The organism is Paenibacillus sp. PL91 (assembly GCF_012935325.2).
Taxonomy (GTDB): domain Bacteria; phylum Bacillota; class Bacilli; order Paenibacillales; family Paenibacillaceae; genus Pristimantibacillus.
This window is the reverse complement of the sequence record NZ_JABBYG020000004.1, coordinates 422,261-435,540: the sequence shown is the minus strand read 5'-3', so window position 1 is coordinate 435,540 and position 13,280 is coordinate 422,261. Positions and strand designations below refer to the sequence as shown.

13 protein-coding genes are annotated in these 13,280 nt (G+C 48.5%); 1 reads left to right on the top strand and 12 read right to left on the bottom strand.

Annotated elements, in window-relative coordinates; all coding sequences use genetic code 11:
- From larB to HI950_RS12940, 5 genes are read right to left on the bottom strand one after another with little or no spacing between them, the layout of a single operon-like run.
- Entirely contained in the window at positions 1-675 is a 675-nt protein-coding gene (larB, locus tag HI950_RS12960; protein ID WP_169082346.1) for a nickel pincer cofactor biosynthesis protein LarB, read from the bottom strand.
- Positions 672-1,487 (bottom strand): ATP-dependent sacrificial sulfur transferase LarE, encoded by an 816-nt coding sequence (gene larE / locus HI950_RS12955; protein WP_169082347.1) that lies wholly within the window; start codon positions 1,485-1,487, stop codon positions 672-674. The genes larB and larE overlap by 4 nt, the downstream gene beginning before the upstream one ends.
- Before the next feature lie 26 nt (positions 1,488-1,513).
- Positions 1,514-3,061 carry a gluconokinase gene (locus HI950_RS12950; RefSeq protein ID WP_317618346.1) on the bottom strand — a complete coding sequence of 516 codons (1,548 nt, stop codon included), beginning with the start codon at positions 3,059-3,061 and terminating at the stop codon, positions 1,514-1,516.
- Entirely contained in the window at positions 3,025-4,302 is a 1,278-nt protein-coding gene (locus tag HI950_RS12945) for a nickel pincer cofactor-dependent isomerase, group 22 (protein ID WP_169082348.1), read from the bottom strand. Before HI950_RS12945 ends, HI950_RS12950 begins: the two co-directional genes overlap by 37 nt.
- Positions 4,299-5,060 carry an SDR family oxidoreductase gene (locus HI950_RS12940; protein ID WP_169082349.1) on the bottom strand — a complete coding sequence of 254 codons (762 nt, stop codon included), beginning with the start codon at positions 5,058-5,060 and terminating at the stop codon, positions 4,299-4,301. Before HI950_RS12940 ends, HI950_RS12945 begins: the two co-directional genes overlap by 4 nt.
- Before the next feature lie 166 nt (positions 5,061-5,226).
- Between HI950_RS12940 and HI950_RS12935 the strand changes: the two genes are divergently transcribed.
- On the top strand, positions 5,227-6,228 hold the full coding sequence (locus HI950_RS12935; RefSeq protein ID WP_169082350.1) for a LacI family DNA-binding transcriptional regulator: 1,002 nt from the start codon (positions 5,227-5,229) through the stop codon (positions 6,226-6,228).
- Between the two features lie 102 nt (positions 6,229-6,330).
- Here HI950_RS12935 and HI950_RS12930 read toward each other — a convergent pair whose 3' ends face one another.
- From HI950_RS12930 to HI950_RS12900, 7 genes are all read right to left on the bottom strand, one after another.
- Positions 6,331-7,080, bottom strand: a complete 750-nt coding sequence (locus HI950_RS12930; RefSeq protein WP_169082351.1) for an N-acetylmuramoyl-L-alanine amidase family protein — start codon at positions 7,078-7,080, stop codon at positions 6,331-6,333.
- Between the two features lie 188 nt (positions 7,081-7,268).
- Positions 7,269-8,384: a hypothetical protein gene (locus tag HI950_RS12925; RefSeq protein WP_169082352.1), complete on the bottom strand. Its 1,116-nt coding sequence runs from the start codon at positions 8,382-8,384 to the stop codon at positions 7,269-7,271.
- The gene (locus HI950_RS12920) at positions 8,381-9,844 is read right to left on the bottom strand and encodes a sensor histidine kinase (protein WP_169082353.1); all 1,464 of its coding nucleotides are present in this window, start codon (positions 9,842-9,844) and stop codon (positions 8,381-8,383) included. The genes HI950_RS12925 and HI950_RS12920 overlap by 4 nt, the downstream gene beginning before the upstream one ends.
- A gap of 3 nt (positions 9,845-9,847) precedes the next feature.
- A complete protein-coding gene (locus HI950_RS12915) occupies positions 9,848-10,543 on the bottom strand; it encodes a response regulator transcription factor (RefSeq protein WP_169082354.1) in 696 nt (231 codons plus the stop codon).
- A 161-nt stretch (positions 10,544-10,704) separates the two neighbouring features.
- On the bottom strand, positions 10,705-11,553 hold the full coding sequence (locus tag HI950_RS12910) for a helix-turn-helix domain-containing protein (protein WP_169082355.1): 849 nt from the start codon (positions 11,551-11,553) through the stop codon (positions 10,705-10,707).
- A 27-nt stretch (positions 11,554-11,580) separates the two neighbouring features.
- Positions 11,581-12,387, bottom strand: a complete 807-nt coding sequence (locus tag HI950_RS12905) for a sugar phosphate isomerase/epimerase family protein (protein ID WP_169082356.1) — start codon at positions 12,385-12,387, stop codon at positions 11,581-11,583.
- Between the two features lie 32 nt (positions 12,388-12,419).
- Positions 12,420-13,160 (bottom strand): phytanoyl-CoA dioxygenase family protein, encoded by a 741-nt coding sequence (locus HI950_RS12900; protein WP_262985700.1) that lies wholly within the window; start codon positions 13,158-13,160, stop codon positions 12,420-12,422.
- Positions 13,161-13,280 lie beyond the last annotated feature (120 nt).

Below are 13,280 nucleotides of genomic sequence, written 5' to 3'. Positions count from 1 at the left end.
CTAAGTGCCCTCCGCTACCAGTTGTAAAATCATTGCGGCTTGAAAACCTGCCCCAAATCCGTTATCGATGTTCACTACCGTTACGCCTGCAGCGCAGGAGGTCATCATGGCAAGAAGCGTCGTAATGCCTTGTAAATTCGCGCCGTATCCTACGGAGGTCGGCACAGCAATAACCGGCCTGCGCACGAGTCCGCCTACAACGCTCACCAACGCTCCTTCCATGCCCGCGACCCCAATGACAACAGATGCTTCCCTGATCCGTTCCTTTTGGCTTAGCAGCCGATCGATGCCAGCGACTCCGACGTCATAGATCCGATCAACCTCGCAGCCCATCCACTCCGCTGTCCCTGCCGCTTCCTCCGCTACTGGAATATCCGATGTCCCGCCGGTCACAACAGCTACCTTGCCAGGAAGCACTCGCGTTGACCTTCCTAGCGAGATAAGGCGGGAAGCTTCGTCATAGCGCGCTTCAGGAAATTTTGCAGCCACTCGTTCGCCCATCTCCGGTGTTGCGCGAGTTACAAGCGCCCTGCCATGAATCTCAACAAGCCGGGAAAATATCGTTTCCACCTGATCCGTTGTTTTGCCCTGTCCAAAAACGACCTCCGGATGCCCGGTTCGCTCATTGCGCCCCACATCCAGCTTGCAAAATCCAAGATCCTCAAATTCGTTCATATCGCCGCTCCTCCGCGTTCAAGCACTTTGTTCATGCTGCCGCTGCGATAACCGGAAAGATCCATGGCCACATAGATAAAACCAAGCTCCTTCAATCGGTCCGAGATGATCGATGCATAGCTAATCAATTGCTCCATGGCGCCTTGCTCCACTTCGATTCTGGCGATATCGCCATGGCTTCTTACCCTGACTTGACCGAAGCCAAGGGAGCGAATATAGCGCTCGGCTTCACCGACGCGTCCAAGCTTCTCGATCGTAATCGTCTCGCCGTAAGCGATTCGTGAGGAAAGACAGGCGAAGGACGGCTTATTCCAAGTGGCAAGCCCGTGCTCACGGGATAAGTCACGGATTTCTTCTTTATAAAGACCCGCTTCCTGTAAAGGTCCGCGCACGCCGCGTTCCTTCGCTGCCTGAACACCCGGCCTATGCTCATTCATGTCATCCGCGATCAGCCCATATACGATATGGCGGTAGTCTCCGTCCTTGATGAACGGTTCTAGATGCTCGAACAGGCTCTTTTTGCAAAAATAACAACGGTTGGCATTATTCTCTTTATAACCAGGTATTTGAAGCTCGGACGTTTCAATCACCTTATGTGTCGCGCCAAGACGTTTGGCCAGCTGGATAGCTTCCTCAAGCTCTTCCGTCGGATAAGTCTCCGAGTCGGCCGTAACCGCCAACACACGCTCGCTTCCAAGCGTCTTAATTGCAGCGTCCAAAAGAAAAGTGCTGTCGACGCCTCCAGAGAACGCTACCACGACGGATTCCATTTCCTTTAAAATCGCTTGCAGCTTGCTATATTTATCATGCATGTTACTGCTCCCTCCTCCTGCTAAAGTCAACCAACCAACGTGTTTTGCAGCTTCGAAATTTCTCTCATTGGCTCTTTCAATCGATCGTATAAGCTTAAATATAGCGGCAATAGGCTTTGATATTGTTTATGATTTATTAAATCCGGTACATAGAGGCTGCCTTCATCCATCTTCCACCTCAGCAGCGGACCTTCGCAGCCATCCATGGCGTATAATCCAAGCTGAGCGGCTCCAAGTCCCGAGCTTTCAACGGATAGAGGCACGCTGACCGGTACCCCCAGCATATCGGCCATCATTTGGCACCATAAAGCTGAGCGCGCAAAGCCTCCGGATGCCCGAACCTCCTTAGGCGTCTCCCCGGCTTGCTTCATTAATGAAGCGATAGCCGTAATTTGGAACATGACCCCTTCCATTGCAGCACGAAGCATATCCGTTTCACTGTGCGAGAGCGTCAGTCCGAACATAACCCCTTTCGCCTGCGCGTCCCAGAAAGGAGCCCGCTCACCCGATAAGAGCGGCAGAAAGAGCAGACCGTTTGCTCCCGCAGGCACGGCTGCCGCAAGAGGAAGAACCTCTTCAATCGCTTTGCCCGGGTAAATCCGATCCGTAATCCATTTCGCTACGATAGCGCCATTGTTGGAAGGCCCGCCAACAATCCAATGCTTACTCGTCAAAGCGTAGCAAAACAACCGTCCTGCCGGATCGAAAGTAGGCTGGCTTACAGCGGTTCGCACCGCACCGCTTGTGCCAATCGTAACGGCGAGCACGCCTTCCTCCACAGCTCCGATACCGAGATTGGCGAGCACGCCGTCCTGCGCGCCGACTATGAACGCCGTGCTTGTGCTAAGTCCCATTCGCTCGGCTGCTTCCGGCATCAGTCCATCCAAACGTTCCGTGGTTGGAACTAGCCTCGGCAGCTGCTCCTCGCTGATACCTGCCAGTAGCAGCGCTTCTTTATCCCATGCCAGCGTTTCCAAGTTAAATAATCCCGTTGCGCTTGCCAGAGAATGATCCATGACCATAACACCGAACAGCTTATTTAAAATATATTCCTTTATGCCAACGAAATGGCATGCTGTATAAAATAGTGCTGGACGCTCTTCCCTCATCCAGATCAGCTTGATGAGCGGCGACATCGGGTGGATCGGCGTTCCCGTCCGCGAATATATCGGCAAGCCGGTGCCGTCTGCAAGCAATCGCTCTGCCTGAACGGCGCCGCGCAGGTCAGCCCATGTAATGCTCGGAGTAAGCGGAAGCCCGCTATCATCTAGAAGAATCAAGCTGTGATTGGCGGAGCTGAACGCCGCGCACACTACATTTTCAGCCGAATAGCCGCCTTTCTTCATAACGCTCGCTACACCTTCAAGCACAGCCTCATAGATGACATCCGGGTCTTGCTCGGCATAACCCGGACTTGGCGTATGCAGCGGATATTCAATCGACTCGCTGCCTTGAATGTTTCCAGCAAGATCGACAGCCAGCGTCTTCGTGCTTGTCGTTCCGATATCAATCGCAATGACTATTTTGTGATCCGCATTCATTTCGGCAAATATCCTTCCTCGTCGAAGGTCCACTCGTAAGGCCCTTCTAAAATTTCGATGCGCGGATTGAGCTTTGCTTCCTGAAGCAGCGCTTCCGAAATTTCAATCGTTCCAAGGTGGAGCGTATCGCGGATGCGGACAAGCTTGCACGCGGTATAATCCAAAATGTTGCAGGTTTTGATAGCCGCTTTAATGGCATCGCGGTCATTCGCAAGCGTAGTCGCCTGCTTAGTTGGCGCACAGACCGTTGAGGTCAGCCCATTCGCATAGGTGCTCGGCCAATCCGTCTTGCCAACCAGCCGGCTCGTCGTAAAATCGGCCGTGCCTACGCCGTTGGCATTTCCTTGGGATTCCGGCGTAAGGTCAAGAACAACCATCTTATTGACCTCGGGGCCTCCATGCGCATAGGGCGTCGGGTATCTTCCCGTAATATTCGGATCTGCTCCGTCGCCGCTGATGTTCTTGCCGATATAGTCGATCACGAGCACGTCAAGCTCCGTAAAAAGAATTTGGGGAAGCCTGATTTTCGCTTCAATGAGCAGCTCCTTTTCCCTTTCCTCCATGAAATCGGTGCCGAGAACCTCGATCCGGCAAATCTGGTCATATGCATTTTCCACGATCGCCACGCCAAATTTAATCGGAAGCTTCTCGATCATAACCTTTGCCATTGCAGGTACGTTCTCAGCCATATACTTAAAGCCAAGCTGATGGCAAGCTTCTGCCCCCTTTTGCTTGCCCAGCCCGATCGCTATCATCTTGAACATGCCGCTTTCAATAGCCCCTCGAAAAGCGGTATGCGGCTTTATCCGGTTGATGACGACGATTGCGTCCGCCTCTGTCGCGGCGATTTTGTCGCAATAAACCGGCAACCCGTTCGGCAGATGCTCCAGAAGAACGACTTCCATGGAAGAGCGCACGGGACAGCCCATTCTCTGCTCGTCAATGCCTAGATGAGCAAGCACCTCCGTCTGCCCTTCCGCTGTCGCTCCTCCATGGCTTCCCATGCATGGCACGATGAATGGCTCTGCTCCAATTCTCTTCAGCTCGTCGATAACCGTCTTCGTCAATTCATCGATTCGGGAAATGCCCCGGCTTCCGACGGCGACCGCAACCTTATGACCGGCTGCAATTCCAGCCATGGATTCGGATGCTTGCAGCCGAGCAGAGAGATGCTCAAGCGGATTCTCTAAAACCGTGTCGTCAAATGACTGGCGTATCTTCACAAGCTTAGGAAGCGGTATGTTTTCAACTAACTGTGTTAAAATATCGCTCATATCGTCATCGCTCCAAATCCGCCGTCTACCCGCAGAAAAGCACCGGTTACAAACGATGATGCACGCGGAGAGGCTAAGTATACGACTGTGCCTTTCAGCTCCTCTGGAGCTCCAAAGCGATCCATCGGGGTATGCCGCATTATCGATTCAACTCTATCCGGAGATAAAATCTTTTTATTTTGCTCGGCAGGGAAAAAGCCTGGAATAATGGCATTAACTCTTATCTGATGCGGAGCCAATTCGCGGGCTAAAAATTGCGTGACGCTGTTAACTCCCGCTTTGGATGCCGAGTAAGTGAAAACGCGGGAAAGCGCCGGTTCGGATGATACCGAAGAAATATTAATGATGGAGCCGCCGCTCCCCTGTTCAACCATTCTTTTTCCGAATACTTGGCATGCCAGCACGACGCTTTTCAAGTTAACGTCCATAATCCGGTCCCATTCATCCATCTCTAGTTCAAAAAACGGCGTCGTGCTGTTCGTCCCTGAGGCATTGACTAGCGTATCCACGCGTCCTCCCCACTGCAGGACTTGCTCAAGCACCGATTCAAGCTCTGATTTCTTAGTCGCATCCGCTTGGAAGGATCTTGCCGAACCGCCGCTGCGTTCAATTTGCTCGCACACCAATGCGGCCTTTGCCATATCACGGCCAACGACAGCTACCTTCGAACCCGCTTCGGCAAGCGCACTTGCCATGGCGCTCCCCAACACGCCATTTCCGCCGATCACGACCGATACGGTATCCTGTAAACTAAACATAAACTAACCACTCCTCCCAAATTAACAACGTTGTTATTTTCATCATATCCGAATATTCCTTACCTGTCTATACGAAAAGCATACCGCTTTCATTTGCAAAATAGACATTCTGTGATAAAGTGAACGACATAAATGAGTACTTGTATGTGCCTTCCGGAGGGAATTCATGGTAACGATTAAAGATATTGCAGACCGGGCCGGCGTCAGCTTCTCCACTGTCTCAAAGGCGCTGCGAGACAGCCCGCTCGTCCAGAACAAAACAAAGCAGCATATTCTTGCCATCGCAAAGGAAATGGGCTACCAGCCCAACATCGCGGCCCGAAATCTCGTCTCACGAAAAAGCGGGGCGATCGGCGTCGTATGGCCATCCATTGAACGCGCCGCGCTTTCCTCCCTCATTACCAAAATTAATGAACAGCTTGAGAAGAACGGCTACATCACTTTACTATCGATCAGCAATTTGGAATCAGCGGTTGAAATTTTCCGCCGCTACCAAGCAGACGCCATTCTCGTCTTCGGAGACCAGGATCGCATTTCCAGCTTCAACAACTTAAACCCGCTGCAAATCCCGATTCTCACCTACGGCGCTGCCGGATACACGCCTTACTCCGCTGTTGACGTAAATCGGGGACAAGCGGTTCGCCTTGCCGTTCGTCACTTAGCGGGGCTCGGTCATAAGCATATCGCGTATATCGGCGAACCTCGGTCGCATGATCCTTTGCAAACGGTTAAGATTGAAGCCTTCAGGGAGGAAATTGACATTCTAGGGCTGCCAGCCAGGAGCGACGCGGTATTACAGATGAGCGGCTTAGAATTCCACGACGGGTATATGGCCGCGCGAACGATGCTTGAGCGTACGCCGCGCCCAACAGCCGTTATCAGCGGAGGCATCGATTTGACTCGCGGCATCCTTCGGGCGATAGGCGAGCATGGGCTTCGCGTCCCGGAGGATATTTCAGTAGTCAGCTACGACAACCTTCCCCAAATGGAAGACATCGGCGTTCCCATGACAGTAGTAGGCGTAGCCATCGCGACGATCACGTCGGTCATCGCAGCTACCATTCTTGAACTTATAGATAAACCGGAATCACTCAAAACCGTTTACTTGGAACCGGAGCTTGTCGTTCGTGCTTCTACTTGTGAGCTGCAAGGTGGCCAAGTTGAATGAAGAATGGCGCACACAAATGAATAAAAAGGTATAAATAAATGAAAAGAGGCCCTTCTGTCATCTGCACAGAAGAGCCTTTGCTCGTTTTTTTAGATCCAAATCTTAGGAATGTATAATGGCATCTTGCGGTTTGTTCGTAAAATATTGCTTCAAGCCGTCTACAATGGCGCGAGCCGCGCGAGCTTGTCCGTCTTCTCCGAGGAGAGTCGCCTCTTCTGAGGGGTTCGTCAGATAGCCCACTTCCAGCAATATTGCCGGCACTTTGCTTAGAGAAAGAACCTTTAGCTGTTCATTCTTGATGCCACGGTCCTGGAAGCCCATTTCCTTTACAACCTTATCATGTACGCTCTGGGCTAATTGCACGCTGTCGTCATGACGATAAAAGGTTTCGGTTCCGCCAACGGACTCATCCGTAAAAGTATTGGCATGAATAGACACGAAAGCGTCCGCATTCATTTGGTTCGCGATATCGGGACGCTTGTCCAGATCGATAAAATTGTCGTCGCTTCGAGTCAAATAAGGTTCAAACATGTCCTCTTGCTTGAGTAGATCGTAAACCTTTAAAGATAAGGACAATGTAAACAGCTTCTCCCTCTGACCGCTAACCCCTTCCGCCCCCGGATCTTTGCCGCCGTGTCCGGCATCAATGACAATCTTATAGGTCTCTTTCAAATGATCCTCTACAAGCTGGCTCACTGGTTTTGTCGTTGGGATGGCAGACAAGGCATTCGGCTTCTCTTGCTTGTTAGCGGCAATGCCGATGACAGACACAGCAATCAATAATAGAATGAATAGAAATACAATCAATCTAGCGAGGCGAGTTTTTCGCTTCCTTGTGTACGGGTGCAGCATGTTGTCCTCCTCATTTTATCATGTTAAACAGCTACTTTTATTTATACGCGAGCCAAATTTCGAGCACTTCTCCAACTTGTAAACAAGTTGTATCTATAAATGTTGAATCCAGTCGTTTTATGGAATCAAAAAAAATGCCCTTACAGCTGGCAGCTGTAAGGGCATTTTTGAGTAAACAAACTAACAAACTACTTAAATTCAATAATGTAATGCATCATATTTTGTATTTGCGCGATCGGTTTGCTTTTGCTTCGATCATCAAATGACTTCCAGCCGTTCAAATAAAGCTTATTGCCAGATGGGCTCCACTCCAATTGTGCCGGATTCATCCCTTTGAAGATCTCCTGCTCGCCAAGAAGGTTGTTTCCTTGCAATTTGGCAGCGTAAGTGTTTTGGGAATCCTTTGAATACGCGATATACTTGCGATCCGCCGTTAGCCGGAATAAGCCAATTTGCTCGCTCAAGATTGAGGTCGCCTTATTGCGGCGGTCAAAGACAAAAAGCAAATTGTTTTCGCTGACAAACATGATTTGATCATTATTGAGATAATCGACCGAAACATCGATGCTAAGCTTATGCTCATACAGTTCTATGAGACGATTGCCATCTAGTTTACCGAATAGCATCAACTGGCTGTCATATGTCTGCTTGACGATCAACACGGTTTCCCCATCGTCGGAAACCTTCGCATACCTCGCCCAGCTCTTCTCTTCATGGATTGGCATTACGATTTGTTTCATCTTTTTAGCTGATACATCGTAGATGGTCAGCTTTTCTTGAAACGTCGGAATTTTATCATACAGAAAGAAAGCTAAATAACGGCTGTTGTTAGACCAAGTCATCATGCCGCTCAATGGTATGTTATTATCAACGAATGAAGTCGACTTTTTGTCGTTCAGGTTATACAGCTTCGTTGCACTGCCTTCTTTATTATCCCAATCGTAGAGACCAACATGTCGTCCGTCCGGAGAAAGCAGGCTGGGCTCTGTGTTTGCATTCAGGTTCGTTATCGTTTGGCTTGTTTGGTTCCGGTAGTCTACCGTTTTCATCGATTGAGCTCTATTCATGGTCATGTATTTGCCGACAATATGTTCGTTATCTGCCCAGCCCAAAATTTGCATAACCTGTTCATCATCCTCGAACAAACGATATATTTTGTTTACTTCAAAATCACCGTTCGAATGTGCCAGTTCGGGTACAGCCTCCGTTTCGGGGATGACTATCGTTCTGGATTTGAATTCCAATGACGAACAGCTAGGCAAGAAAACAATGGCCAGCAGAATAAGGAGATACCTTATCATCATACGTTCACCTGCTTCGCATCCATACGCGGAATTTGAACGAGTACACTCGTTTCCGAGTTCTCGCTTCGAATTTGAATGGTTCCCTGATGTTCTTCTACAATTGCTTTGCATATGCTGAGTCCGAGGCCTCGACTGCCGATTTCCTTTTCAAGACGGCCGTTCTCTCTATAGAAAGGCTCGAAAATGCGTTCCAAATGATCAGGTGGAATAACCTCTCCCTGATTGATAACGGAAATCTGAATACATTCCGAAGCCTGTACCGCGTTCACAATAATTTCAGAGGACGCATCACCGTATTTAATCGCATTGTCAACCAAATTGATAAATAGCTGTCTCAGCTTTGTTGAACTCCCTTCAATCATGAGCTGTCCTTCTACTTCGCACAAAATGTTCTTTTTGTATTTTTGCGCTTTAAATGCCATTCCCTCGCAAACGCTCACCAAAATAGCTCCTGCCTCCATGCTTTCAAAGGGAGCTTTAGAATCCGTCTCTCTGGACAGCTCCAACAATTGCAGAACCATTTCGTGAAGCCGCGCGCTCTCGTCTGCAATATGATCAATCCCTTTCTCGAAAAAAACCTCATCGCTCTGGCCATTCTCCTTGATCATCTGCGCATATCCCATAATAGAGGTCAAAGGCGTTTTCAATTCATGGGTCACATTATCGTAAAATTGCTTGCGATGCAGGTTCAGCTCTTTAAGGCGATCCCGGTCTTTCTCGATTTTGCCGATCTGCAAGCGAATTTTCTCAATCATCTGATTGAAGTTGTGGGCTAGCTTGCCCAGCTCATCCTTTCGATTTAATGCGATATGCACATTTAGATTGCCGTCTATCACTTCTGTAGATACCTTTGTCAACTTCACGATGGGAAGCGTAATGTTCCAGAACAAAGCAAAGCAGAGCAGCAAGCTCATAGCAAAAATCGCAAACGTCACATACATAATGACATTTAATATTTGCTGGCTATGCCCGTAAAGCAAGGACACGTCCTTGGCAAATCGCAAAATGCCTATCTTATCCCCTTCAATTACAACAGGATACGAAAAAGAGATGGACGATATTTTATCATGATGCATGATCGTGTAGGCTGTTTCTCCCTTTAAAGCATGCTTAAAGTCGTCCCCCGGAGGTCGCTCGAAGGCAGCCTTGTCCGATGCGGCAAGGAGCTTGCCGTCAACAGAGTAAACGGCAACGCTGCTGGACGTAATTTTATTCAAATCATCCACCAATTCTTTGGACATCTGCTCAAAATAAATCTCATCATGACTATAATGGTTGATCATAAACGTCTGTCTTACATAAACATTGCTGTTCTTCTTCATGCTGTTCAAATCCTGAGTGATCGTCGTTTCATTGCTGGATTCAATAATTTGCATAACAAAATGATGCAGCAGCAGCAGCGAGGCTGCAAAAATGACCAATAGCCCGATGAGAAACTTAACTTTGATCGACTGTATCATAGCTCAATCCACATTTTTCTCGAATTTGTAGCCGACACGAAATACGGTTGTGATCAAGTCATTGGCATCGAGCTTCTTGCGCAAACGCTGAATATGAATATCGACGGTCCTCGTATCTCCGAAATAATTGTATCCCCACACGATATCCAGCAAGTTTGAGCGGGTAAATACTCTACCTCTTGAGCTGGTCAACGTCATTAAGAGATCAAACTCTTTTGGCGTAAGCTCGATTGGTTCATCGTCTTTTTTGACCGTTCGTTCGATCACATTAATTTCAATCGCTTTAATTTTGATCAAAGAAGGCACCGGTTCCGGAGTGGCAGCCGATACCGGATTGATTCTGCGCAGCAGCGTACGGATACGGACGATCACCTCACGCATATCAAACGGCTTCGTAATGTAGTCATCGGCGCCGAGCTCCATCCCGATCACTTTGTCTGAAATATCTGATCTCGCTGTAATCATAATGATCGGAAGCATATATTTGCCCATCATTTTTTTGCATATATCAAGACCGCTTTGATCGGGCAGCATCCAGTCCAGCAGCAGCAGATCTGGTTTGAATTCATCAATTTCCTTTAATCCATCTTTTCCATTATGGGCAACTGCGGTTTGAAAGCCTTCCTTCTGCAAGCCGTAGGCCAGCAAATCCGCAATGGCCGCTTCGTCTTCTATAATTAAAATTTTCGTTAGCTCCATCTGTTCATCTCCATTCCAACTTGATGGTATCACAGCCTCGTTTTGACTAACAACTAAGCCAGAGAAAGTTTACAGTTTAGAAACAACTCGCATGAATAAGGCCGGAATAAGTTAGCATGCGCAAAAAAAACCTCCCACACACTTAAAAGTGTATAGAAGGCTTATTTATTGCTTTTCCTATAATCGCGAGGCGCTTGGCCAAACTTTCTTTTAAAGAATCGCTCAAAATTCGGTATCGTATTAAAGCCGGAGGCATAACAGATTTCCGTTATCGGCAGCGCTGTGCTGACGAGCAGAGCCTTAGCGAACTGCAGCCTTTTCTCCTGCAGATGCACTTGGAAGGAAGTGCCCGTCTGCTTCCGAAAGCATTCGCTGAAATAATTCGCGGAGAGCCCAACATGCTCTGAAACTTTTTGAAGCGTAATCGGCTCTCGGAAGTGATGCTGGATATAGATGACTGATTTTCTAATCGAGGGATGAACGGCATGTACGGTTGCGGTTTCCGCTGCGCGCTGCTTCTGGCCGGTTTGTCTGAATAGTTCGATCAGTATCCTCTCAAAGCTGCCTTGAACGATCAGATCGCTGCCTGGCTGCCAAAGCTGTGTTTCACCCCAAATACGATCAAATTCCGCTTCGATAGTGTCAACTATGGCGCCTTCGAAGGTATGGGCATAATGAGATGCCTGCTCGAATAACATTTCAGTTAATGCCGGTCGAATGAACGAATCCTCGAATATAAAATCATACAAATGAACCGTCTCGCCTTCATCCGGTATGATCTCGTGGAAATCAGCGGTAGTAAGCAAAAAAGCCATTCCTCTCTTCAGAGGAAATGGCTCGCCGTTTAAAATATGCGTGCCTGACCCCGAGACGATAAAACCGATCTCGAAAAACTCATGCCAATGCGTTTGAATGTGGTGATCGATAACATGCTTATAAATACGGAAGGGGGAGGACAACGTTAAAAAGTTTTTGCTGAGCAGCCTCTCCGGCGTTTTGTAATGATCCAACCTTGCTCTCCCCCTCTTGTTTATTTGCTAATCTTTAAACCACTCTACATAATTAGCGGAAATATAATCGGTCATCCACTGATTCACTTCCCATAAATCAGCGACCGGTTTATTGGTGAACGGCACTGTCGGCATGTAGCAAGGTGGCCCAAATTCAGCCGTAAAGGTGGCGAAAGCGTTGCCTTTCTTCGCTTGACGATCCAAAATTTGCTTCCACCACTTCGTAAATAGCACAAGCTCGGCTTTATACTCAGGAGCGGCCGGATGCGGAACCTGCGGTCCCTCTGGAAAACCTACTCGGCCATGAATGTGAATCGTTCTTTCCATCGCAAGAGCAAGCTCTTCCTCATGATTTTCCAGATGCGATTCGCATACGTTTACCCAGTGGCTAAAATCTGCTGTAATGCGCAGCTCCGGAAATTGCTTCAGCAGCCTTGCCGTTGTCCAAGGCGTAAACATCGGACGGCTTCGATGCGTTTCATGCCCGACTGCAATGCCCGCTCTTCGCTCAATGGCAAGAGCTGCCTCATAAAAGCGATCCTGCTCGGCTTCCGTCATGCTGTCTCTAGCGCTCTGCGAGTTAATAAACAACGGCTTAAAGCTTGTTGCGCGCTCCACCTGCTCCTCGAAGCTGGCTAGATGATCGCCTTGGGTGCTCACCTGTGCGATAAAGGCTAGGTTATGGCGCTCAAGCGCTTCTCTAAAAGACTGTTCCCTCGATAAGGAAGGCAGCGGAGCTTCAATGCCATAGTAACCGGCCGCTGCTGCACGGGCTAATTGCTCTTCATACGTGCCTTCCATTCCCCATAACGCTTTTATTAACCTAAGTTTCATGAAGTGCAGCTCCTTCTAGTTTTATTCATTCTTTATACATTTATAAATGGATTGCCAGCTATATCCTTGCCTCTTGCGAGCCATATTTTATGATTTTGGTTTTTCTCCGTATAAACCTGCGCTTCCGTCGAGAAATAACGCATCGTATAGCCGCAGCGGCGCAATGGGCTCATATTGGCTGCTGCCCCATGAATAATGCGGGAATCGTGCACGGAGCACTCGCCGGGCTCAAGCTCGAAATAAACCGCCTTTGATTCATCCGTGTTTTTAATTTCCGTATTAAAAATGTTCTGGTTTCCATCAACCTCTTCGTATTCGGAAAATCCGTTATTATGCGTGCCGGGAATGACGCGCATACAGCCATTTTCCTTCGAGCTGCGGTCGATTGCCAGCCATACGGTTACGATATTGTCAAAGTTGCTGAGGCGGCCGTTCCAATAAGCGGAATCCTCATGCCATGGCGTTTGTTTGCCGATTAGCGGCTCCTTGCAAATGAAATGGCTTGACCACAGCCCGATGTTAGGTCCAATGAGCGGCTCAACCAGATTCAGCACCTCATCGCTTAAGAGGAACTTAAGCAGCCGCTCATCGCGGAAATGAGGCGTATCCAGCTCGCTGTTCAGCTTTCTGCCGACCAGCTCCCATTGCTCTTCGAATATAGCCGACAGCTCTGCCATCTTGTCTTGACTGAATAACTGTTTCTTATGGAGCGCATAACCATTCTTCTTATAAAATTGAACCTCTTGCTCGGACAGTGTTGCGTTTGCCATCATAAACCCCTCCAAATAAGTAATCTTGCGTTGTTTTTATCATAACGGAGGGGTCGCTCATATACTTCTCATTCGATCCGCAAAAGTATGCATATCTTCGGCACTATCCGATTATCCATCTCA

What these genes read in the sequence shown, in the direction of transcription:
- HI950_RS12915 (WP_169082354.1), bottom strand. Translation starts at nt 10,543, where the DNA reads ATGGAGCTAACGAAAATTTTAATTATAGAAGACGAAGCGGCCATTGCG.
- HI950_RS12935 (WP_169082350.1), top strand. Translation starts at nt 5,227, where the DNA reads ATGGTAACGATTAAAGATATTGCAGACCGGGCCGGCGTCAGCTTCTCC.
- larB (WP_169082346.1), bottom strand. Translation starts at nt 675, where the DNA reads ATGAACGAATTTGAGGATCTTGGATTTTGCAAGCTGGATGTGGGGCGC.
- larE (WP_169082347.1), bottom strand. Translation starts at nt 1,487, where the DNA reads ATGCATGATAAATATAGCAAGCTGCAAGCGATTTTAAAGGAAATGGAA.
- HI950_RS12920 (WP_169082353.1), bottom strand. Translation starts at nt 9,844, where the DNA reads ATGATACAGTCGATCAAAGTTAAGTTTCTCATCGGGCTATTGGTCATT.
- HI950_RS12900 (WP_262985700.1), bottom strand. Translation starts at nt 13,160, where the DNA reads ATGATGGCAAACGCAACACTGTCCGAGCAAGAGGTTCAATTTTATAAG.
- HI950_RS12930 (WP_169082351.1), bottom strand. Translation starts at nt 7,080, where the DNA reads ATGCTGCACCCGTACACAAGGAAGCGAAAAACTCGCCTCGCTAGATTG.
- HI950_RS12925 (WP_169082352.1), bottom strand. Translation starts at nt 8,384, where the DNA reads ATGATGATAAGGTATCTCCTTATTCTGCTGGCCATTGTTTTCTTGCCT.
- HI950_RS12945 (WP_169082348.1), bottom strand. Translation starts at nt 4,302, where the DNA reads ATGAGCGATATTTTAACACAGTTAGTTGAAAACATACCGCTTCCTAAG.
- HI950_RS12940 (WP_169082349.1), bottom strand. Translation starts at nt 5,060, where the DNA reads ATGTTTAGTTTACAGGATACCGTATCGGTCGTGATCGGCGGAAATGGC.
- HI950_RS12905 (WP_169082356.1), bottom strand. Translation starts at nt 12,387, where the DNA reads ATGAAACTTAGGTTAATAAAAGCGTTATGGGGAATGGAAGGCACGTAT.